The sequence below is a fragment of the Balneola vulgaris DSM 17893 genome (assembly GCF_000375465.1).
In the GTDB taxonomy this organism is placed as follows: Bacteria; Bacteroidota; Rhodothermia; order Balneolales; family Balneolaceae; genus Balneola; species Balneola vulgaris.
Genome location: NZ_AQXH01000001.1, coordinates 701794 through 725639, shown reverse-complemented (window position 1 = coordinate 725639; position 23846 = coordinate 701794). Strand labels below are relative to the sequence as shown.

The 23846-nt window shown below is 39.0% G+C and carries 18 protein-coding genes; 12 read left to right on the top strand and 6 right to left on the bottom strand.

Features of this window, described 5'->3' with window-relative positions; genetic code table 11:
- Positions 1–22 precede the first annotated feature (22 nt).
- Genes gatB through B155_RS0103130 form a run of 7 tightly spaced genes read left to right on the top strand, consistent with a single transcriptional unit; the run spans position 23 to position 7784 of the window.
- Positions 23–1471, top strand: a complete 1449-nt coding sequence (gene gatB / locus B155_RS0103160; protein WP_018126795.1) for an Asp-tRNA(Asn)/Glu-tRNA(Gln) amidotransferase subunit GatB — start codon at positions 23–25, stop codon at positions 1469–1471.
- A 24-nt stretch (positions 1472–1495) separates the two neighbouring features.
- Positions 1496–2860, top strand: coding sequence for a TlpA family protein disulfide reductase (locus B155_RS0103155; protein ID WP_157464713.1), 1365 nt, complete (start codon positions 1496–1498; stop codon positions 2858–2860).
- Positions 2861–3634, top strand: coding sequence for a triose-phosphate isomerase (tpiA, locus tag B155_RS0103150; protein ID WP_018126793.1), 774 nt, complete (start codon positions 2861–2863; stop codon positions 3632–3634).
- A gap of 3 nt (positions 3635–3637) precedes the next feature.
- The gene (gene purD / locus B155_RS0103145) at positions 3638–4918 is read left to right on the top strand and encodes a phosphoribosylamine--glycine ligase (protein ID WP_018126792.1); all 1281 of its coding nucleotides are present in this window, start codon (positions 3638–3640) and stop codon (positions 4916–4918) included.
- Positions 4915–5745 (top strand): NHL repeat-containing protein, encoded by an 831-nt coding sequence (locus B155_RS0103140; RefSeq protein ID WP_018126791.1) that lies wholly within the window; start codon positions 4915–4917, stop codon positions 5743–5745. The genes purD and B155_RS0103140 overlap by 4 nt, the downstream gene beginning before the upstream one ends.
- On the top strand, positions 5729–6715 hold the full coding sequence (locus B155_RS0103135; protein WP_018126790.1) for a LuxE/PaaK family acyltransferase: 987 nt from the start codon (positions 5729–5731) through the stop codon (positions 6713–6715). Before B155_RS0103140 ends, B155_RS0103135 begins: the two co-directional genes overlap by 17 nt.
- A 10-nt stretch (positions 6716–6725) precedes the next feature.
- Positions 6726–7784 (top strand): acyl-CoA reductase, encoded by a 1059-nt coding sequence (locus tag B155_RS0103130; RefSeq protein WP_018126789.1) that lies wholly within the window; start codon positions 6726–6728, stop codon positions 7782–7784.
- 9 nt (positions 7785–7793) lie between these two features.
- Here B155_RS0103130 and B155_RS0103125 read toward each other — a convergent pair whose 3' ends face one another.
- Positions 7794–9515 (bottom strand): DUF885 family protein, encoded by a 1722-nt coding sequence (locus B155_RS0103125; protein WP_018126788.1) that lies wholly within the window; start codon positions 9513–9515, stop codon positions 7794–7796.
- A gap of 171 nt (positions 9516–9686) precedes the next feature.
- Here B155_RS0103125 and leuS point away from each other — a divergent pair, with 171 nt between their 5' ends.
- Together leuS and B155_RS0103115 are read left to right on the top strand one after the other, a co-directional pair.
- The gene (leuS, locus tag B155_RS0103120) at positions 9687–12272 is read left to right on the top strand and encodes a leucine--tRNA ligase (RefSeq protein WP_018126787.1); all 2586 of its coding nucleotides are present in this window, start codon (positions 9687–9689) and stop codon (positions 12270–12272) included.
- Positions 12273–12367: 95 nt separating this feature from the next.
- Complete coding sequence (locus B155_RS0103115) at positions 12368–15259, top strand: PAS domain S-box protein (RefSeq protein ID WP_018126786.1); 2892 nt, start codon at positions 12368–12370, stop codon at positions 15257–15259.
- Between the two features lie 75 nt (positions 15260–15334).
- Here B155_RS0103115 and B155_RS0103110 read toward each other — a convergent pair whose 3' ends face one another.
- The 5 genes from B155_RS0103110 to B155_RS0103090 form a co-directional block, all read right to left on the bottom strand.
- Complete coding sequence (locus B155_RS0103110; RefSeq protein WP_018126785.1) at positions 15335–16504, bottom strand: citrate/2-methylcitrate synthase; 1170 nt, start codon at positions 16502–16504, stop codon at positions 15335–15337.
- Positions 16505–16769: 265 nt separating this feature from the next.
- Positions 16770–17534, bottom strand: a complete 765-nt coding sequence (gene mazG / locus B155_RS0103105; protein WP_018126784.1) for a nucleoside triphosphate pyrophosphohydrolase — start codon at positions 17532–17534, stop codon at positions 16770–16772.
- Positions 17535–17595: 61 nt separating this feature from the next.
- The gene (locus B155_RS0103100; RefSeq protein ID WP_018126783.1) at positions 17596–18864 is read right to left on the bottom strand and encodes a hypothetical protein; all 1269 of its coding nucleotides are present in this window, start codon (positions 18862–18864) and stop codon (positions 17596–17598) included.
- Positions 18864–20717, bottom strand: coding sequence for a tetratricopeptide repeat protein (locus B155_RS0103095; protein WP_018126782.1), 1854 nt, complete (start codon positions 20715–20717; stop codon positions 18864–18866). Before B155_RS0103095 ends, B155_RS0103100 begins: the two co-directional genes overlap by 1 nt.
- Positions 20718–21326, bottom strand: coding sequence for a nucleoside triphosphate pyrophosphatase (locus tag B155_RS0103090; protein WP_018126781.1), 609 nt, complete (start codon positions 21324–21326; stop codon positions 20718–20720). It lies immediately after the preceding gene.
- Between the two features lie 89 nt (positions 21327–21415).
- Here B155_RS0103090 and B155_RS0103085 point away from each other — a divergent pair, with 89 nt between their 5' ends.
- The 3 genes from B155_RS0103085 to B155_RS0103075 all read left to right on the top strand — a co-directional run bounded on the left by B155_RS0103085 (position 21416) and on the right by B155_RS0103075 (position 23789).
- On the top strand, positions 21416–21667 hold the full coding sequence (locus tag B155_RS0103085) for a hypothetical protein (RefSeq protein WP_018126780.1): 252 nt from the start codon (positions 21416–21418) through the stop codon (positions 21665–21667).
- A 68-nt stretch (positions 21668–21735) separates the two neighbouring features.
- A complete protein-coding gene (locus tag B155_RS0103080) occupies positions 21736–22491 on the top strand; it encodes a DUF92 domain-containing protein (protein ID WP_018126779.1) in 756 nt (251 codons plus the stop codon).
- Positions 22488–23789: a dicarboxylate/amino acid:cation symporter gene (locus B155_RS0103075; protein WP_018126778.1), complete on the top strand. Its 1302-nt coding sequence runs from the start codon at positions 22488–22490 to the stop codon at positions 23787–23789. Before B155_RS0103080 ends, B155_RS0103075 begins: the two co-directional genes overlap by 4 nt.
- The last annotated feature ends 57 nt before the right edge of the window (positions 23790–23846 follow it).

Sequence of the window (23846 nt, the reverse complement as noted above, 5' to 3'; positions counted from 1 at the left end):
ACATATAGAAAAGAATTTTTGAATGAGCACTATTGCCCATGAACGTTTCGAGGCTGTTATAGGCCTTGAAGTACACGCACAGCTACTCACAAAAAGTAAGGCTTTTGCACCTGTTGCCGCACAGTATGGTGAGGCACCTAATACACAAGTATCGCCACTGTGTTTAGGGCATCCAGGGACCTTGCCAGTTGTGAATGAAAATTTAGTACGGTATATCATTAAAATGGGGTTGGCTACTAATTGCAGTGTAGCACCTAAATCTATTTTTGCACGAAAAAATTATTTCTACCCAGATCTTCCAAAAGGATATCAGATATCTCAATTTGATACTCCAATCTGCTTCGATGGGTTTTTAGACATTGAACTCGAAGAGTATGACAAACGCATTGGCGTAACACGTATTCATATGGAAGAGGATGCCGGGAAGTCGATTCACGATCAAGACCCGTACAACACCTTAGTTGATTTAAACAGAGCGGGCACACCTCTCATCGAGATTGTATCAGAGCCTGATTTAAGAACTCCTCAGGAAGCATACGCATACCTAACCAAGATTAAGCAGATTGTTCAGTATTTAGAAATCTGTGATGGTAATATGGAAGAAGGTAGTTTACGTTGCGATGCAAACGTATCGGTTCGTCCACGTGGGCAGAAAGAATTCGGTACTCGTACAGAGCTTAAAAATATGAACTCCTTTAGAAACGTTGAAAAAGCGATTGAGTTCGAGATTTACCGTCAAATAGAACTTATTGAAGATGGGGGAGAAGTAGTTCAGCAAACAAGACTTTGGGATACTACTAAAATGCAAACCCGAGTGATGCGTTCAAAAGAAGAAGCGCATGACTATAGATATTTTCCAGAGCCAGATTTACCGCCAATCATTGTAACAGATGCATTGCTAGAGGAAATCAAAACTGAACTTCCTGAATTAGCAGACGTTCGTCAGAAGCGATTTGTGGAAGAATACGGTATGAGCGAAGTGGATGCTGTTACTATAACAGAAAGTAGATACTTAGCTGATTACTTCGAAGAAGTAGCTAAGCATACTGGAAATCCTAAATCTGCTTCAAATATTGTACTCAGTGAAGTGCTTAGAGTGCTGAATGAGCAAAGCATCGATATTGGTGAATTTTCCATTACACCAGAACGTTTAGCGGAGCTAGTAGCACTAAAAGATGGAGATAAAATTAACTCTTCAGCTATGCAACAAGTATTTAACGCAATGTTAGATTCGGATAAATCGCCGCAAGCACTTGCCGAAGAAATGAACTTAATTCAAGTATCAGATACTGGGTTCCTAGAGCCAATTGTGGATGAGATTATCGCGAATAATCCCGATGAAGTTCAACGCTACAAAGAGGGTAAAAAGCAACTTATGGGCTTCTTTGTGGGGCAAGCGATGAAAGCATCAAGAGGTAAAGCCAATCCAAAATTGGTTACTGAGATGGTTACAAAAAAATTAGAAAGCTGATTGATAGATCAGAAAAGAAAGAATATGAAGATCAGACATACAAGTATACTCGCACTATTAACAATAGTATTTGCTAACTGTAGTAGTGAACCTGAAATGCAAAGTGCACTTATCAATGGTAAGATTACAGTTGCAGATTCAGTAGACAGTTCCAAAGATTACTCAGGTATCCAACTATTAATCACTCATCGTGAAGATGTAGATTCTGATGTGGATACGTTATTCTTAGAACAATCGAATAGACTGGGTAATATTACAGGTAAAGTAGAATTCCCATTTCAAGGTATTTACCCGGTTTATATCAGTAGAAATGGCAATGTGATTGGGTCTACTCAATTCATCTTAGCGGATAACGATACCATTAATTTCTCTGGTGAACTACCAGGATTGAGTGAAAACTTCGAAGTAGACTCTAGAGAAAATAGAGCTATGGAAGTTTACAACCGCGTAGATAAAGGCTTTAGAAGAGTATTAGCATACATCAACGCAGGCGCTGTAGCCGATACTTTAATTGAAGATGAGTTACGCAAATGGAGTGACTTATTTTGGGAAGTATATGAAAACTACCCAGGTACTTTTGCATCCAATATGGCAGGGGGTGAGTCGGTTCGTTTATTGAATACCTTCGACCAAAATTTGATGATGCAACGTATCAATGATGCACTGCCAAGCGATGAAATGATTGGTGTGGCTGCTAAATATGGTTTCGAATATAAAGCGGAGACTCAAGGTGTTGAAGGAGCAGTGAGTTATTTAGATTCCCTTCAAGATTTGACAAAAAACCCAAAAATTAAGCGCGCTTTAGATCAAGAACGAATCGCCTTTTACTTTGATAGTGCTCGAGTTGATATAGCTAAAGATCTTTTAGCTGAATTCGAAAAAGAATACGACGATGATCCAAAGGCTCAACAATGGGCTAAGACCATCGGATACGATTTATCATATCTAGCACCAGGTTACCGAGTTCCAGAATTTAGCTTTGAAACAGATGAAGGTGAAATTATTGCTCCTGATAGTTTAGTGGGTAAACCTTACATCCTCGAAATTACTCCAGTTGCTAGTCGTTTGTATCAAAATCAATATGACCGTACCGTCGTAATTCATCAAATTTATCAGAATTATGATTTAGAGGTGTTTACTATCCCATTGGATAAAAGTGAAGTAACTGTTCAAGCCTTTTTCGATGAGCGAGTTAAACACTGGAGTGTTGCAAAATTTGGTGGCTTTGACGTACAAAAGCTAATCGAAACCTTTAATGTAACTCAGGTTCCAACTAGAATTCTTATTGATCAACAAGGTAACATTGTAAGAAAGTATGTTGCCGAAGACTTTACGGATGTTATACAAGGGTTAAATACAATTATTAAACAAAATCAGAAGGGAAGTTAAATGAGTACTCGTCAATTACTTATTGCCGGAAATTGGAAAATGAATGGAGGCCCATACGAAGCGGCTGAACTACTAGACGGACTGAAGTCGTTAAAGAAAAATTTTACTGACGACATTGATGTGTTGGTTTGTCCACCATTTGTATCGCTTTCTATGGCGGTAAAGTACTTACACAGCTCTGATATTCAAGTAGGTGCTCAGAACCTGTACTACGAAGATAATGGTGCTTTTACAGGCGAGATAAGCGCAAGTATGTTAGCTGAAAGTGGCTGTAACTATGTGCTTGTTGGCCACTCTGAACGCCGTGAGTACTTTGGCGAAACCGATGATATGATCAATAAAAAGATCAAAAAAGCGATGGCGGAACGCATCGTACCTATAATCTGTGTGGGTGAGAAATTAGAGACTCGTAAAAACGATGGACATTTTAAGTTTGTAAGCGATCAAATTAGAGCAGCTTATAACGGCTTAGATTCAGTACAAGCACTTGATACTGTAATTGCATATGAGCCAGTTTGGGCAATCGGAACAGGCGTAACAGCAACACCAGAGCAAGCTCAGGAAATGCACGCTTTTATTCGCCAAGAATTAGAAGCTCTTTTTGGTAATGATACAGCCGGCGCAGTGCGCATTCTTTATGGTGGAAGTATGAAGCCTGAAAATGCGGAAGAGTTGCTAACTCAAGAAGATGTTGATGGTGGCTTAATAGGTGGAGCTAGCCTAAGTGCTAAGAGCTTTGCTGAGTTAATTGTGATTGCTGAAAACCTATCTTAATTCATGCATTATAACGTTCTTTTATTAGGGAGTGGCGGCCGTGAGCACGCTTTAGCTTGGGGCATAGCTAAGTCATCGAAATTGGGTGAACTATATATAGCTCCAGGGAATCCTGGTACTGAGTCTCTTGGTAAAAATGTGGTACTTGATGCCACAAACTTTGATGAGATTTATGACTTCATACAAGAGCATAGCATTCACATCACGGTAGTAGGACCTGAGCAACCATTAGTGGATGGATTTGCTGATTTTCTTGAAGAGAAATGCCAAGTTGTGTTTGGCCCAAAACAACAAGCAGCTATGCTTGAAGGTTCGAAAGAATTCGCCAAAGACTTCATGAAACGTCATGATATCCCTACGGCGGCCTATGAAGTATTCGACCAATCCGAGTTTGATAAAGCAGCTGAGTACATCAAAGAAAAAGGGGCTTACCCCGTAGTACTTAAAGCGGATGGCTTAGCAGGTGGAAAAGGAGTACTTATTCCTGAAACTGAAGCTGAAGCTATGCAGGCTCTTGAGGAGTTAAAAGAAGGTTCCTTAAGCGATGCGGCGTCTCGATTAGTAATTGAAGAATTCATGGAAGGCGAAGAAGCTTCTGTGTTTGCCATTTGTGATGGTTCAGAATTTAAAGTGATTGGGAATGCCCAAGATCATAAGAGAATTGGAGAAGGGGACACCGGCCTAAATACGGGTGGCATGGGTGCTTATTCACCTGCACCTATTGTAACTGAAGAACTCTTAGAAAGAGTAAAATCTGAAATTATCGCTCCTACAGTTAAAGGGATGAAAAGCGAGGGAAATCCTTACTTAGGATTCTTATACGTTGGACTTATGATAACCTCAGATGGTCCCAAAGTGGTAGAATATAATTGCCGATTTGGTGACCCTGAATGCCAAGTTATTATCCCTGCAATGCAAAGTGACCTGCTTGAAGTTATGGTGGCTTGTACAGAAGGGCGCCTTTCTGACACAGAGGTTATTCTCGATGATTTATACCGTTGTACGGTGGTACTAGTGTCGGGAGGATACCCACAAAGCTATGCTAAAGGCAAAGTGATATCAGGCTTAGACAATATAAAAGACGCGATGGTTTTCCATGCTGGTACTAAACGGGATGGTAATCAAATTCTTACCAATGGTGGACGTGTACTCAATGTTGTAACTGAAGCTAAAAGTTTAGCTGAAGCACTGGAACTAGCATATCAGGATGTGTCTAAAATTTCGTTCGATAACATGTATTATAGAACCGATATTGGGCATAAAGGACTTAAACACCTTGAATGAATAAATGGGCTCTCATAGGATTTCTGTGCTTTTTGAGTGTGATAAATGCTCATGCACAGAATGCTAGCCCCCTAATTTTATCGTCTGCATTTGAAGATGTAGTTGCGGTCGAATTTGTTTCTCATCAAACCATCTTAGTATTAGATCAGAAAGACCATCAAATCATTGAATTAGATGGAAGTGGTAAGGTTATTGATCGAATCGGAAATAAAGGTTCTGGTAGCTATCAATTCAATACTCCATCCGATTTAGCAAGTACCACTGGCTTAAAAAGGTTCGTGGCCGACCACGGTAATCAACGCATTCAGCTGTTTGATAAAAGGGGGCAATTATTAGGTAGCATCACGAATAACGCATCAATAAATGATTTGCCATCATTTTCTCCGGCTCTCTTGAGCGTAAATAACTTTGGGGAAGTAATCGCTTATGATAGCGATGCAAAACGAATTCTTAAATTTTCTGAAAATGGGGCATTATTGGACCACTTCAGTTTACCAAAGGGCATTAAAAGTGTAGATGACATAGAGACCTCAGGAGCTAAACTCTATATACTCGACAAAGAGGCAAAAGTGGTGCATGAACTAACAGAAAATGGATTATTAGTATCATTCTACCCCGCTGAGAATACGTTGGCGATTCGAGCAAAAGATGACCGCATATATTTACTGAAAGACACGCTAGTTGAGTATTTTCAAGGTTCAAATCGAAAGGTTATTAGCACATTTTCAAAAATCCCTGAATTACGTGCCTTTGATTTCCATAAAGGGATATTGATACTAGCTTCAAAGAATGCTTTATATAGGCTGAACTATGAATTGGAAGATTGACATATTTGATCAAGCAATAAGCTTTGAGGAAAGGGTAGCCGAAGTTTTCCAATATCAGTATCAACACAACTCGGTGTATAAAACCTTTTGTGATGCCTTAGGTGTGAAGCGTTTTACATCTATCGATTCGATACCTTTACTACCGATTGAGGCATTTAAGGAAACCAAGGTTTTATCTGCTCCAAGTACACAACTTCCAGAGCTTTATTTTCAAAGTAGTGGTACTTCAGGAATGACTAGAAGCACTCACTATATCGCAGATGAAGAGATTTATAGAGCATCTATACTCAATGGAATGCGGGAGTTTTTTGAGCTCGATAACTTGGTGATTTGGGGATATACACCCGGATATGCAGAAAATCCACATTCATCACTAATATGGATGATTCAGTGTTTAATAGACCAAGAAAAAACCGCACAAAGTAAATTTCTGCCATTAAATACACCTTTAGTACAAAAAGATATAGCTGAAGTAGCGAAATCGGGTAAACAGCTAATGATTTTCGGAGCAGCCTTTGGCCTACTCGATTTGCTTGAAATCAGCAATGTTCAATTTCCTTCAAATACATTGATCATGGAAACAGGTGGGATGAAGACATTTAAGCGATCCATGTCGAAAGAAGAGCTGCATCAAAAACTTTGTGAAGGCTTTGATGTACGTCCAGATCAAATTTGTTCGGAATACGGGATGTCAGAGCTACTCAGCCAATCTTATAGCAAAGGGGATTTATGGTTTCAGGCTCCACATTGGAAACAGGTATCCATTCGTAATCCAGAGAACCCATTGGAGACATTACCGAATAGTGAAGAGGGGTTAATCGGTGTTATAGATTTAGCGAATGTACATTCGTGTTCGTTTCTCTTAACAGGTGACAAAGGCGTGATGGACGAATCGGGCAGATTCCAGGTATTGGGTAGATGGAATACTCAAAATTTACGTGGCTGTAATTTTTTAATAGATCAGGATTGAATGTGCTTTCATGAAGGATGTTAAATCACATATAATACTTATTGAACAAGCTACTAAAGAGTGGTTGCAACCTGATAATGCAGACTTGAAGCAAGCCATTGAGCGGACTGTTGAAGAAGGCCTATTCAGCTTTGAGGACATCAAATTTCAAATCAGAAGTTTAAAACAAAAAGTAGATCAAGGGCAGATTTCTGAATGGGCAAAACGGGCACAATTATCGGAGCAGGTAAATGCTAAAGGTCGAAAAGTACTTTGTTTGCACGCTGGAAATCTACCACTTGTTGGTTTTCAAGATGCTCTTGGATGTGTATTAAGTGGCGCAAACTATTACGGAAAGCTTTCTTCCAAAGACCCTTATCTCTTAGCAAGTTATTTAAAGATATTAAGAGCCTTTGAGGTAGAGAACTTAAAAGAATACTCAACAGAATTATCAGATTTTTCGGATTTGAATGCTGATAAGGTTTTATTTGCTGGTTCAAAGGAATCAGTGGATGTGGTTAAAGAACGCTTAGTGACTTTAAATGCCGTAACTGGGAGCACCGATTATATAATCCGAACAGCTAAATTTTCTATGGCGTATTTAGAAAATGAAGATCCACAGACCTTGAGGGATATGATTGAGTCGGTGTTCAGGTATGGAGGAAAGGGGTGTCGTTCGGTAGCCGTAATTGTAAGTCCATATACTCTCAGTAAAGTAAAATGTCATTTTACGGACTATGTAGAGGAATTTTGGTTGAAGAACCCACAGCATCAAAAACCAACTCCTAAGCTGGCTTACCAATTTGCATATAACAAAGCTATAAATCGAGATCAGGCGTGGTTAGATGATTTCCTTATACAAGCTACTGATGAATTTCCGAGTGATGATTTTACCCTTCACTGGGTGCAAGGCGATGTTTCAACCCTCAAAGCACTGAAGGCTAAATTCGGTGAAGCCGTACAGACGGTATATTCGTCCGGTAATCCCATAGAAGGAACTAGCACAGAATGGCTGAGTACGGCTCAATCACCAAATTTATGGTGGCAACCCGATGGAATTGAGGTTATTTCTTCAATAATCAAAAAGTAACAGATATTGTTAGATCCCATCTAGATAGTTACCGAACTCCCAGTTTGATGTAAAGTCTTTCGACAACTTTTGGTTGGTTAATAATGCCTTCACCATAGCCACCGGTATACTGTTTTGTTGAAGTATAGCATCATGAAACGCTTTCTCAGGCATGTTACCGCTATCAACTACTTCCATGCGAAGTGAGTAAAACTGCATAGCACCTACCATGTACGCAATTTGATATAATGGACCATAGTTTCCTTCAAAAGAACGGCGAACTTCGGCTTCGGCATTCGCATATTCATGGCCAACATTCTCAACTAAGTAATCGATGCACTGCTGAGGGGTCCATTTCCCTAAGTGATAATTAAGTGAGAATACAATTCGAGCTGCACGGTGCATTCGCCAGTACAGCATACCGATTTTATCCTCGGGTGAATTAGGAAATCCTTTGTTCCAAAGTACAAACTCCCAATACAAAGCCCAGCCTTCTGTCCAAAAAGGAGTGCCAAATAGTCGGCGATGGGTTTCATATCGTTGGTTCATAAACTGTTGTAAATGATGCCCAGGAATTAATTCGTGATGTACTACCGCTTTAGAAAAGTGTGGGTTATTACCCCTCATGCTCATCATCTTTTCGTCATGCGACATGGTATTGGTGGGGTATGCAATACGCACGGTTTCTCCACCTAAAAAGAAGGGTGCTATTTTTTGCCACTCAGGACTTAGCATCACCATTCGCCATGTTTCTTTGGCTAATTCGGGTACCGTTACAAGATCTTTGTTTTCTAGGAAATCTACGGCTTCTTCAGCTAGAACTTTTACCAAGGCAGGTTGCTCACCTTCGGGTACATAGGTTGTTTTTACATGCTCTAAGGCTTCTTTCCAATTATTTCCGAATCCCAGTTCCTTAGAAGCTTTTATCATTTCACTGTAGGTCCATTCATACTGTTTTTCTGCAATGGCAATCAATTCTTCAGGAGTATAGGAAATCATTTCAAATTGAAGACGTTTGATGATTTCTTCTCGCCCAATTGGACTTCCTACAATTCCACTTTTATCTACAGCTTCAGCCTTTCCATCGAAGTGCTTGGCGGCACTTTCAGCGTATTTATCAAACGTAGATTTCAATGTGGCATGTGGGCCTTCCACCCACCAGGTGAAATCAGGATCATAGCCGAAGTAAAAGCCGTAGGCTTCTTCAATACCTTTTTGCAATGCATTTATGGTTCTAGAGAGATACTGAGCTTCTCGTTTAGCCAATAACTCTGAGTTTTTAAGTGCTTCATGTTTAGCAGTAACTGATTGAGTCCAAGTGTTAAAAAGGGTAGCTACCTCTTTGCCATCCATAGAAGTTCCTACTCGTCGTTTATTTATGAACTCAAGGATGGGGGCAGTGTTTGGTAAATAATTTAGAATAGCGGCATATCTTTTCTCTTCAGCTTGGAGAAAGTATTGCTCTTTAGAGAGTTCATTTTTAAAAAGGAGATAATCTACTTTTTGAGCTTGAGAGAGGCTATTGAAGTTGATGTCATCAAGCTTGTTGAGCCATGTATCATAAAAGGTATCAAAGCGCTCAAAATATTCTGTAGAAGGTTGAACTGCGTACTTACGAGATAAGGCCCCATAGTCTGCCCTATATACGGTTATAAGGTCTTCAATAGACGAATTGAAGCTCGTAGCTTGAGCCGATGGTAGACTCATTATAACTGCTAAAATAAGTGAGAGGAAAATATTCGTTCTTTTCATAATTCAATTGATTTAAAAACTCACCTAAAAGAAAGAAATTCTAAGATGCCTTACCTATTAAGATTGTAAAAGAGTATAGATTGGTGCCATTTTTATCACAAAACTATTCCAAAGGTTTAGTAGGATTGTTTTATCTTATGGAGATACGAATTTTGAAATAAAATCATCTAAATGCATTCCTACGATCCATCCGCCATAGAAACCAAATGGCAAAAATACTGGCTAGAAAATAAGACTTTTAAGACCCCAACAGATAAGTCGAAACCCAAGTATTACGTATTGGATATGTTTCCTTACCCAAGTGGTGCGGGCTTACATGTAGGGCATCCTGAAGGTTATACAGCTACGGATATCATTGCGCGCTATAAGCGAATGAAAGGATTTAACGTTCTTCATCCAATCGGATGGGATGCTTTTGGACTACCAGCCGAGCAGTATGCGGTAAAAACAGGGACGCATCCTCGAATTACGACCGAAAGAAATATCAACAAATTCCGTGAGCAGCTTCAAGCGATTGGTTTTAGTTATGATTGGGATCGTGAAGTAAATACCACTGACCCAAATTACTTTAAATGGACTCAATGGATCTTTTTAAAGTTATTTGAACGCGGTTTAGCTTATGAAGATGAAGTGGCTGTAAACTGGTGTCCTGAGTTAGGAACAGTGTTAGCCAATGAAGAAGTAATTGATGGTAAGAGTGAAGTTGGTGGGTATCCAGTAGTTAGAAAACCGATGCGGCAGTGGGTTTTAAAAATCACAGAATACGCTGAGCGACTTCTTGAAGATTTAGAAGATCTAGACTGGCCAGATTCACTGAAAGAAATGCAACGCAACTGGATTGGGAAATCTATTGGTGCTGAAGTTGATTTCCAGATTCAAGGTTTTGAAGACAAACTGACTGTATTTACAACGCGCCCAGATACCATTTTTGGTGCTACTTATATGGTAATAGCTCCAGAACATCATTTAGTTGAAGAGATTACAACGGAAGAGCATAAAGATGCCGTAGCCGAGTATAAAGCTCAGTCTGAATTAAAATCAGATTTAGACCGCCAAGAATTATCGAAAGAGAAGACTGGTGTATTTACAGGTGCATATGCGATTAATCCGGCGAATGGAAAGGAAATTCCTATTTGGATTGCGGACTATGTGCTAATCAGTTACGGTACGGGTGCTATTATGGCCGTACCAGCACAGGATGAGCGTGATTGGGAGTTTGCAGAAAAATTTGATCTACCGATTGTACGAACCGTTCAACCTGAAGAGGGCTTTGAAGGGAAGGCCTATACGGGCAATGGGCCTGCCATTAACAGTGAATTCCTGAATGGTTTGGAAATTGACGAAGCCAAAGAGAAGATTATCGATTGGCTCGAAGAACAAGGTGCAGGGAAGAAAGCTGTAAACTATAAACTTCGCGATTGGTTATTCTCCCGTCAGAGATATTGGGGCGAACCTTTCCCAATTATTCATGTTGATGGCGAAGCTAAAGCTATTCCTGAGTCTCACCTTCCTTTAGAATTACCAGAAGTTGAAAAATATGAGCCTACAGGTACAGGTGAACCACCATTAGCAAACGCTAAACAATGGGTGAATACAACCGATCCTGATACAGGGAAGCCTGCACTTAGAGAAACCAATACCATGCCTCAATGGGCCGGTTCATGTTGGTACTACTTACGTTATATCTCTCCAGATTTTGATGGCGGACCTGTAGATCCTGATTATGAAAAGTATTGGATGCCGGTTGACTTGTATGTAGGTGGAGCTGAGCATGCTGTGCTTCATTTATTATATGCTCGTTTTTGGCATAAGGTATTATTCGATTGTGGTATCCTTTCAACAAAAGAGCCATTTCAAAAGCTTGTGAATCAAGGGATGATTCTTGGTGAAATGGAATACACCGGCTATAAGAAAGACGGTCAGTGGATTTCAGCAAATGAAGCCGATGAAGAAGCTCTACCCATTAAATTATCAGATGATCAAGTAGAGAAGAAAGGAGATGGTTTTGTAATTAAGGGTACAAAGCTTCGCATTGATGCCCGTGCTCATAAAATGTCGAAAAGTAGAGGGAATGTAATCAATCCTGATCATATCATAGATGAATATGGTGCGGATTCGCTTCGCCTTTATGAAATGTTTATGGGCCCTTTAGAACAAGTAAAGCCTTGGAGTACTAAAGGTGTTGAAGGGGTAAACCGCTTTCTAAACAGAGTTTGGCGATTACTTATCAACGATCAAACTGGAGAACTAAATGCTAAGGTTGTTGATAAAGTACCATCAAAAGAACAGCTGAAAGCATTACATGAAGCTATTAAAAAGGTATCTGAAGATATCGAAGAAATGAGGTTCAATACCGCTATTTCAGCTCTTATGATATTTACCAACGAAGCGTATTCTTGGGATGAAATATCGAAAGAAGTGGCTTCGACCTTTATTCAGTTACTCGCACCATTTGCTCCACATATTTCAGAAGAATTGTGGGTTCTACTTGGTAATGAAAAAGGCATAGCATACCAGCAATGGCCAGCATTCAATGAAGAGTATTTGAAAGAGGATTCGGTAACGTATCCAGTTCAAATTAATGGAAAGGTTAGAAGTAATCTTTCTGTACCTGCTGATAAAGCCATGGATAAGGACTTTGTATTGGGCTTAGCTAAGCAAGATGAAAAGGTTAAAGATTACTTAGACGGGGCAACTATCATTAAGGAAATCTTTGTGCCGCAAAGAATTATAAATATTGTGATAAAACCTTCATAGAAATTATTTCTTTCTAACAATCCAATGTGTTTCTTCGCCAATGTGTAGATTTACCGATAAGATATCAATTATTGGGAATTACACAGTTATATTGGATGAATGATATAAGGGTTTTATTGGTTACTAAAGATCCTCAAAAAGCGATTAGTTTAACATCTTTTTTTGAGGAACATGACCTGTGCCATGAATTTGTGCTCATTCATGCTCAGAAAGAGGTAAAGGCTGCACTTAAGCCAAATTACACTATTGTTATTTGTGAATACCCAACTGTAGATTGGCTAATAGATGAATCGAGAGATTCTCTGAATATCCCCACCATTTTAATTACCGATCAAGAAGAAGAAAGTGAGCTGCTCAACGCACTATCTATTGGTGCCAAAGATTACATCGATGTAAATAATACCTTAAAACTATTATTTGCTTTGAAAAGAGAGCTGAGTGCTCTATCAAAACAACATGAGTTCTCACATAATTATCAGTTATTAGAAGAGGTTTTTGAGAGCCAACTAGGCGTCAGAATTACAGACGAAGAAGGTCGAATTCTTAAAGTGAATGAAGCTTACTGCCAAATGACAGGCTATAAATTCGACGAGCTTTTAAATACATCAATCTATGAATTACTTCCCGATGATTTAGCTGAGGTTGAAAAAGAATCGTATAAAAAAGTATTACAAGCAGAATCACAAGAATGGGTTAAAACGGATGCTCAAAGAAAGTTTATAAGAAAGGATGGAAGCTTTTTTGAGTCTATAATTCATTATAAAAGTTTAGGCAGTGTGGTTCAAAAGTTCGTTATCACTACCCTAGAAGATGTAAGTGAAATCTTTAAGTATAAGACTCTTTTTGAAGAAAGTGGACGTATTGCAAAGATGGCTGGCTGGGAACGTGATGTAGTGACGAAAAAGGAAGTATGGACTGATGAGATGTATTCGATCTATGAGGTCACCAAAGATGAGTTTGACCCAGCTGTAGATAGCGACGAAGTATTTCTGGCACCAAACTCAGTGCCCGTAGCCCAAAAGGCTTTAAGTGAAGCTGAAGAAGGGATCCCTTTCGATATTGAAGTTGAGATTATAACACACAAAGGGAACCAAAAATGGTGTAGAGCTACCGGTATACCTGTATTTGAAGGGGACAAAGTGGTTAGTATTATTGGTTCATTTCAAGATATTACAGAACGAAAAAATCGAGTCTTAGAGCTTCAAAAGAGTGAAGAGAAGTATAAGTTCCTTTTCGATCATAGCCCCATTCCTATGATCATGTTTAACGTTGATACCGATAGAATTATCGGGGTTAATAATGCTTCTCTAGAAATGTATGGGTACACCGAGGAAGAGTTTAAGAATATGCACTCTTATGATCTTCGTCCACAAAAAGATATTGAAGAATACAAAAGGCAGATGAAACGCTATGTAGTGGAATTTGATGGTACACGATACTATCAAAATATTACTCATTTAGCTAAAAACGGTAGAAAATACACGGTAGATATTCATGCTAGGTATATCACCATTGGAGATGAAAAGGCGAATATCGTTCTAGTTACCAATGTAACTCAAAAGCATGAGTACGAAAAGGAACTACTGAAAACCAATAAAATTTTAAATACTCTTATTAACAGCGCTCCGGTTGGACTTATGATGGTTGATAGAAAAGGGGTTGTGATAAATTTTTGGAACGAAACCGCAGAAAAAATATTTGGATGGTCTAAGAGCGAGGTAATAGGGAAAGTATTACCCTATGTACCTGAGGATAAAAAAGAAGAGTTTCAAAACAATTTAGCAAAACTATTCTCTGAAAATAAATCTCAAATATTAGAAATAGCTCGAGCTCGCAAAAACGGATCAACGATTCATCTCAAGGAATTTGTAACTCCAATTGAAGATGAAGATGGAAATATTCATTCATTAATGATCTTATCGGAGGATATCACTGAGAAAAAGAAAATAGATCAAGAGCTCATTAATAGTGAACAGAAATACCGTTCTTTAGTTGAGGCTTCCCATGATCTTATCTGGCGTATTGATGGATTAGGAAATTTCACATTTATAAATAATGCATGTAATGAAATTTTAGGATATTCACCTAGCGAGCTCACTGGAAAGTCGTTTATACCCTTAATCCCAGAATCCATAGCTAGTGAAACTATCGATGTTCATCTAAATGTAATGGCTGGAAAATCATTTGATACCTTTCCACTTCAGATGATAACTAAAGATGGGGATTTAAGGTATTTATCAGGTAAAGCACATCCTATTTACGACAATGAGGGTATTGTTGTGGGCTGCCTCGGTACTGCTACAGATGTGACTCATTTAACGAACTATCAACGCCAATTAGAGGAGTCAATTGCTGAGAAAGATATTCTTATAAAAGAAATCCATCACCGTGTGAAAAATAACCTAGCGGTGATTTCAGGATTATTTGTACTTCAATCTATGTATACAAACGACGATAGAATGCTAGACATTTTGAAGGAAAGTCAATCGAGGATAAAATCGATTGCAACTATCCACGAAAGGTTATATCAAAATGATTTGTTTAGTTCTATAGAGATTAAAGAGTATCTGGAAAAACTTTCTTCAGACATTTATGATACCTATCGTCGTGATGATAGAGAAATAAAAGTGGAAGTAATAGGTGATCGTATTACTCTAAATGTTAACCATGCCGTTCCCTTTGGTATACTAGCCAATGAATTGATCATAAATGCTTTCAAATATGCTTTTACTGAATCTGGGGAAGGTGTAATTAGTCTTCATCTTTCTAAAGAACAAGATGGAAACATTGTGTTCGAAGTATGTGATAATGGTAAAGGATTGCCCGATGATTTCGACATTGATCAGCTAAATTCATTAGGTATGACCTTAGTTAAAACACTTACCGATCAACTTGAGGGTACCTTTGAATGGCACTCGAAAGAGGATTTAGGCACACTATTTAGAATTCGATTTAAGCCTACCGAAGTGGCTAGTTGGGTGAATTAAATTCAATTCAAGGCATAAAAAAAGGCTCGAGTTGTAATTAAACAATCTCGAGCCTCGAAGAGCTAAAAGCTTTAATTATCTTTCTTCAACTGGAACCCAGTCAAGATTTTTCTCACCTACGTACAATGCACGAGGTCTGATTAGGCGGTTATTCGCTGCTTGTTCAACAAAATGGCCTGTCCATCCAGAAACTCTACTCATAGCAAAAATAGCCGTGTATAAGTCTGGCTGAATACCGATAGAGTAATATACTGTAGCAGAGAAGAAATCAACGTTAGGGTCGATGTTCTTTTCTTCTTTCATGGTGTTTAGCATATCCATCGACCAACGGTATAAATTCTCGTGGCCTGTTTCTTCTGATAATGCCTTCGCCATTTTTTGAAGGTGGTAACCACGTGGATCAAATACTTTGTAAACACGGTGGCCAAAGCCCATCATTTTTTCTTTGTTCTCTAACTTCTTTTTAGTGAATGCTACAGCATCAGCATCGTCGCCTTGCTCAGCAAGCTCTAAAAGAGTGTTCATTACGGCTGTGTTTGCACCACCGTGTAATGGCCCTTTAAGCGCGCCAATAGCACCAGTAACAGCAGAGTACATGTCACTCATGGTTGCACAAATGGTGCGGCAAGTGAAGGTAGAAGCGTTCATACCATGCTCTGCGTGTAAGATCAAGCAAAGGTCCATAGTCTTTTCAGCTTGTTCACCTGGTTTTTCGCCATTAAGCATGTACAAGAAGTTAAAGGCAGTGCTTCCTTCTTTAAGAGGAGCTACAATTTCTTTGCCTTTGCGAACTCTGTCGAATGCAGCAATAATAGAAGGGATACGAGCGGTAATAGAAATCGCTTGTTCCATGAATAGTGCTTCGTCGAATTTACCGAAAGTAGGATCACTATCAGCTAACATAGAAACTGCCGAACGAAGAACACTCATTGGTTCTGCATCAGTGCTCGTTGTTTTAATGTAATTTAAAACAGATTCTGGCAGCTCACGCTTGTCGATTAGCTTAGCTTTTAGATCTTCAAGTTCTTGGCTGTTCGGTAGACGATCGTTCCAAAGTAAAAAGCATACTTCTTCAAAAGTAGCATTTTCAGCGAGAGTGTCGATGTGGTATCCTGAATAAATCAGATCACCTACTTTACCGTCGATGAAACTTTTGGTGGTAGAAAAGGCAACTATGCCATCTAAGCCCTTATTGATATGTGGGTATTCTTGCTCGTCAAAGCCAGTATGTAAACCAGAAGACATTCGATCTCCAAATTTTAGAAGTTTAATAAATTACTTGCGTCCTGAATTCAACAGGGATCCGAAATGAAAACCTAAATTCTTGTCTCAGCGTTTGTTTCGGATCATCAATCTTTCCTTTCATGAGAAGGATATTAAAATAATACTATCTGCTGAAAATGTTAAGTGAAATTTCATTCTGAAACGAAATATTACACCTTTAATTTTAAGGGGGGAATGAGAACTAAGTTTTTGCACTTCAGGGTGAAGAGCGAAAGCAAAAATCGATCTATTCTAAAGATTTTGCTTCTTCCCAATATTGGTCCATTTCTTCGAGCGAAGCGTCTTTCAAAGCCTTTTTATCTTTCTTAAGCTGTAATTCTATATAGCGGAAACGACGCTCAAATTTGGAATTTGTTTGACGTAAACTATCCTCGGCATTTAGATCAAAGTAACGCGCTACGTTAACCATCGAGAAGAGCACGTCTCCATATTCCTGAGCGGCAGATTCAAAATCTTGTTCTTGGAGGGTGGTCTTAAACTCGTCAATTTCTTCTTCTAATTTTCCCCAAGCTTCTTTCCACTCGGGCCAGTCAAAGCCAACATTAGCAGCCTTTTCTTGCATTCTCTGTGCCTTGATGAGAGCTGGTAAATGATTAGGCAATCCATCAAGCGTCGACTTTTTACCCTCTTTGAGCTTAATATTTTCCCAATTTTCAGCTACTTCGCCTTCGTTATCAACCGATGTATCACCAAATACATGTGGGTGGCGTGTGATTAGTTTATCCATCAGCGTGTATATCACATCTCCCACATCAAAAGTCTGCGTTTCGCTAGCTATTTTACTATGGAATAGTACATGTAGGAGTAGGTCTCCCAATTCTTTTTTGAACTCGTTGAAGTCTCCACTATCTAGGGCATCGAGTGCCTCATAAGCTTCTTCAATAAGATTATCTTTGATCGTATAATGTGTTTGTTTCCTATCCCACGGACATTCTTTTCTTAGAATAGCTACTAGTTCAATAAGGTCATCAAAGTTGCGAGATGGTTGCATATCTGAAACATTTAGGCTCAAAAATTAGAGCCTAAAGGTAACACAATAGAAAAGGCTTAATCTAGGTTTTTCTCTTTTTCTTTTTTGCCGCAGGGAATAAGATGTTATTCAGGATTAAACGATACCCAGGACTATTAGGATGAAGGTCTAAATCGGTAGGAGGGTCGTTTACACGGTGGGTATAATCCTCAGGATCATGGCCCGCATAGAAAGTCCAAGTTCCTAGTCCATAATTGCCATGAATATACTTTACTTGTTCGCGTCCTGGCGCCTCTGCAAGCACAACAACAGATGACTTCACTTTGTTTGACCTAAACGCCGTTGTTTGCCCATAAAAACCTTTAATCGAACTCACATGATTTTGAGTGAGCATGGTTGGAACGGGATCCCATTTAGCAGAAAATTCAAAAAGGGTAAAGTAATCGAGCGTTTCATCAACTTGTTGAATTTGTACAGGTACATCAATGTCTGCATGTTCATACTCATAGGGATCGATGATGATATTGAAATCTTCGAATGCTAATGTTTTGGAATAGTCTAAATCATCTTGAGCATTTGGATCTACAGCATCACCATCGAACTGAGAGGGAGCTATATCTAGGCCTTCAGAGGCTAAAGCGATATCAAAAGTATCGGTGCCAGAGCACATTGCAAATAGGAATCCACCTCGGCCTACATATTCTTTAATAGTGCGAGCTACGGCTTTCTTTTGGTCGCTAACTTTGTTGTAGCCCAGTGTATTGGCCATTGCTTCCATTTGGCGGACTTGAGCAATATACCAAGGCATGTTTCGATAACTGGCCCAGAATTTGCCAAATTGGCCTGTAAAGTCTTCATGGTGCATATGTAGCCAGTCATATTCATCTAGTTTGCCTTCAAGAACTTCTATATCCCAAATCTTATCGTATTCAACTTCAGCGTAGGTTAAAGCAAGGGTAACGGCGTCGTCCCAGGGTAGGGCTTGGTCAGGAGTGTAAACTGCAATTTTAGGGGCTTTTTCCAGATTTACAAGTGAAGTGTTGCTGCCGGTTCGCTCAACCTCTCGAATAATTGATGTGGCTGATGCCGTGCTTAAAGTTTCAAAGGTGACATTTCTAAGTCTGCTTTTGCGGATGATGTCATTGTCTACCGTAGCCATAAAACTACCCCCTCTGTAATTGAGGAGCCATTTAACAGGGTATCCATCTGTAATTTGATTGAAAACGACACCATATGCCTTAAGGTGATTGCTCTGTGAGGCATCCATAGGGATTAAAATCTGCTGTTGAGCAAAAACAGTGCAGTTAAATAGAATCACAAATACAATGGCTGTGAGTACTCTTTGTATCATTATATCGATCTGTTTGAGAGTTCTTGAAGCCGCTTTCGGGCATAGGGAGCATAAAACCCTTGAGGATAGGTTAGGATGAGATCCTCATAGTTCTTAATACTATCATCAAGGTTGAATTCTGAGTTTGTATTACTTGAAACCAATTTATCGATGGCTTTAGCTCGTTCCCAATAGAGGCGTTCTCGCAGTGGTGCTGAAGTGGTACTTAGTAGATAATTGTTAATAGCATGTACTAATTCTGCTTGATCGACTTCATTGTATGTTAAGAGCAAAATTAAAGCGTCGTCGATAAGAGGATTCTGTTGATCCTCAATAATGCTCATTAAGGTAGAAATGGTGGTTTCTCTTTGATTGATGGAACTCGCATATAAAGCATCTGCAAAAGGCTCTAACAAACCGCCCGTTGAGTCGGCCTGCATTCCTTCCATAATCCATAACCTGAGTTCTAATGCATCATTAGCATAATAAGAAGCACTTTGGCGCCCCAGGGTTTTTAATTGAATACTAGCAAACTCAAAATCGTTTGCATAAAAATCGGTAAGTGCGAGGAAATAGCGTGTTTTTTCAGCGAGTTCACCCAATTCAGTCTGCTTATTACTTTTAGTGAGTGCAATTCGCGCTTGAGGGAATTCTTTATTTGCCAAGTGAATACGGCCTTCTATATAAAACTGTTCTGGCGTTGGAGATTCTTCATTTAACTCCTCCATTCTTCGAAGTACATTTTCAGCTTGTCTCAAATTGAATTGATAATCGAGTACAATTTCAGCCTTCATGAGCAATACATTCTGAATACGTCGGTAGTTAGCTGTTTCGGAAAGGATGTAATCGAGTTGTTCTGAGGCTTTTGTAAACAAACTGTCTCGATCGGAAGAGAAATCTAAATTGTAGTCATCTATTTGTTTAGCCCAATGTGTGTAAACCTGAGCAAGTTCCTCACGGCTTTGCCATTCTATGTTACCAGTGCTATTGTCGATATAGTATTGGAAAGCGTCAACGGCGAGTTCATACTCTTTGCTACGTTTTAAATTTCTACCTAATTGAAATAAACTGTAATTAAAGGAAGAAGTAGATTCTTCGAAATTCTTGGCCGTTTGAACTGCTTTTCTATACAGTTTGTTTTCTTGAAGCAACCAAAGCTGAAATCTAAATAATGGATTATAGGCAGGATTGGTAACGGATAGCTTACTAAGCTGATCATCCAACTCAAGAATAGTGATATCATTTAAAAGGGGATCATTATATCGTAATAAAGTGCGTTGAATGTTTATCATTTGGTCTGGTTGAACCACTAGCCAAGAAATCCATTCAGCAACGGCATCTTCATATTTACCGCTTTGTAGTAGTGTATTAGCTACTTCATTAAAAAATAACTGCTCATTGTTAAAGGTGCGACGGGCTTCTTTATAAATACTTACAGCTCTATCAAAAGCTCTCAACTCTGTCATTACACTAGCAGTGGCCATATACACATTTAAGTTCCTAGGATTGTTAGCAAGGTTTACATCCCACACATTAAAAGCTTTACTAGTGTCTCCCAGTAAATAGTATAGTTTACCTTCAAGAGTTTTGGCTTGAGGTATAAGAGGAGAGTTACTATTTAAGTTTTCGATGGTTTTAAGAGCAGAGTCATACTCTTTCAACTGAATTTGACAAGCTATATAACGATCAAAGAAAAAGTACTCGTTGGGATTCTCCTCATGTAGTTCCTTAAAAATAGGGAGAGCGGATTCATAATTTTGTTGTTGAAATAACCTATTCGCCAACTGGAATTCATTCCCAAATTGCCCAAATACATTGGGGGCAGAAAGTAGCAATAGAGCTACAAAAAATGATATGGAGTAAATTCGTCTCATTTATAGATGAATATTAAGCAGAGATAATGCTTCAGGATAATGTGCTTTTAACTCATGATACAATCGGTTCAACGGTAAACCAACTACATTGTAGAAGTCTCCGTCAATTTTTTCAACGAACACAGCGCCCCAATCGTCTTGAATACCATATGCTCCGGCTTTATCCATTGGGCTACCAGTTTGTATATATGCATCAATCTCTTCCTCTAATAATGAACTAAACGTCACTTTAGTTTCTTCAACAAAGGTATAGCAGGTAGTTTGATTTAAAGTTTGATCCCAATGAACTAAAGCTACGCCAGTAAAAACGGAATGAGTTTCGCCACTTAGTCGGAGTAGTGTTTCTTTAGCATCACGAGCGGTTAAAGGCTTTCCAAGTATTTTATTGTCTTGCACAACAATGGTATCAGCACCAAGTATGAGATAATCGTTTGTAAAATGTTTTGCAACATCGAGCGCTTTCTGAGATGCTAGATCGGCTACAATCGTTTCAGGAACATCACTTGTTATAAGTTCTTCTATCCCGCTAGGGTGTATTTCGAAGGGGAGGCCGAGTTGTTCAAGGAGTACTTTTCTACGTGGACTTTGGGATGCCAGAATAATTCGCATATAATATTATGAGCCTTTGGAATAAATTGATAATTAAATAACTTCTTTTCCCGTTTCAAACTTCGAAAACGTTAAGGTTTATAAATATAATGGCAAAATCGAATCGTAATAAAGAGAATGATCAACCAATGTTCTTCTCTGCATTTAATTACAAGTTAATTGGTCTTTCAATCCTATTAATCTTTGGTGGGTTTACAGCCATGTATTTAGAGAATAAAGTGGAGGGTGTTATTTCATTATACATTTCTCCTATTGTAATCATGGCGGGTTATGTAATCGTGCTTTTTGCTATTCTAAAGCACGATCGGGGTAATGAGGAAAACACAGGCCAATCGGCTTAGTGACTCATCGGCATGTAAATATCTTTTTCTTATTCTCGTTGATCTTTGTGTTTATCATCTTTGGCACTATGGAAGATCATATCCGTATAGGCAGTGCTGTTATCTTTGCAGCTGTTTTTTCTGTCTTAGCATTTTTGATGAACTGGTTGACCTATGATGGAGCCGTTTCCGCCGGTATATTTGGGACCATTGCGTATGGGCTGGGAGATTGGCCAGTGGCGCTCATAGTCATCTTCTTTTTTGTGTCAGCTTCATTAGTGTCGAAAGATGTAGCCCGATCAGAGGAAGGTTTTTCAATTAGATTCCGCCGTGATGGCACGCAAGTTTGGGCAAATGGTTTTTGGTTAGCTCTTTGGGTTCTGATTTGGTTTATCACCGATTTACCACTTTTTCTAGTCGCTGCGGTAAGCACTATTGCTGCAGCAACGGCTGATACTTGGGCTACAGAATTGGGCTCAAGTTCAGAAACAAAGACTTATTTAATTACTGATTTTAAACACGTTAAAGCCGGTACAGATGGCGGGATTAGCATTTACGGAACCGTTGCAGCTTTACTTGGTTCTGGAATGATAGCTGTGTTATATTGGGTGGCTTTTGAAGGAGCGGGTATATCGGGGCTAATTTTAATTTCGGTTGCTGGCTTTATCGGATGTTTGATAGACTCATTGCTGGGTGCAAAAATCCAAGGGAAATCAGTAAAAGCTTCTTTTTTGTCGAATTACGACAGTGGGAACATTACTATAAATAATAATATCGTTAACTGGTTATCGACGGGTGCTTCGTCGATACTAGTTTTAATAATCGTTTTAATATTCAAAATATGAAGTGGTATAAAAAATTACATTGGCAGATTATCTTAGGACTCATTTTAGGTCTGCTATGGGGTTTAGTATCTGCATTGGCAGGATTTAATGAATTTACACTGAATTTTATCAAGCCATTTGGTACAATTTTTATCACTTTATTAAAGCTAATTGCTGTTCCATTAGTTTTAGCTTCGCTTGTTGCTGGTGTAACAAGTTTGAACGACACCGCCTCACTCTCACGGATGGGTCTTAAAACAGTAATGATTTATCTGTGTACTACTGTTTTTGCCATTTCTATAGGTTTATTAGCAGTTAATTTAATTAAGCCAGGTAAAGCACTTCCAGAATCAACAAAAATAGAGCTCCAAGAGACCTATCAAGAAAATGTTGGGGAAAGAGAAGAAGGAGCTTTGGCTATTAAAGAACGTAGACCGCTCGACTTCATAGTGGGTATAGTTCCATCCAATTTCTTCGCTTCAGCTAGCGAAAACTCTAACATGCTTCAAATTGTATTTGTAGCCATTCTGCTTGGTATTGGTATCATTAAAGTAGGAGGGAAGCAAGGCGAACTGCTTGTGAATGTATTCGACTCCTTTAATGATGTCATCATCAAGATTGTTGACTTAATCATGAAAACAGCGCCTTATGGGGTGTTTGCATTAATGGCCGCCTTGATAGTGGATCTGGCAGGCGATGATTTAGGCAAAGCTGTTGATTTACTTAGAGCCTTAGGTTGGTACTGCCTCACCGTATTATTGGCACTGATTGTACATGTATTCTTAGTGTATGCTACGCTATTTAGATTCTCTAGCAAAATGAGGTTAAGAGACTTCTTCAAAGCTATTCGCCCAGCTATGTTGTTAGGCTTTAGTACTAGCTCTAGTTCAGCTACACTACCTGTTACAATGGAGCGTGTAGAGCAAAACCTTGGTGTTGATGAAGAAGTATCAAGTTTTGTACTACCAATTGGGGCTACCATCAACATGGATGGAACCAGTCTTTATCAAGCCGTTGCTGCAGTATTTATTGCTCAAGCCTTAGGAATGGACTTGTCCATTGTTCAGCAATTAACAATTGTGGCTACAGCAACTCTAGCATCGATTGGTGCTGCAGGTGTTCCAGGAGCAGGTATTGTAATGTTAGTAGTTGTACTTCAAGCTATTGATGTACCGGTTGAAGGAATCGCACTCATACTTGGTGTTGATCGTATTCTGGATATGTGCCGAACTACAGTAAACATTACAGGTGATGCCGCAGTAGCACTTACAGTGGCATCTTCTGAAGGCAAATTGAGTGCCCCAAATTTGGATGATTAAAATTCGAAAATCATCAAAAAATAATATGCCATTTTAGTGGAAATTAGTTTAATTAAA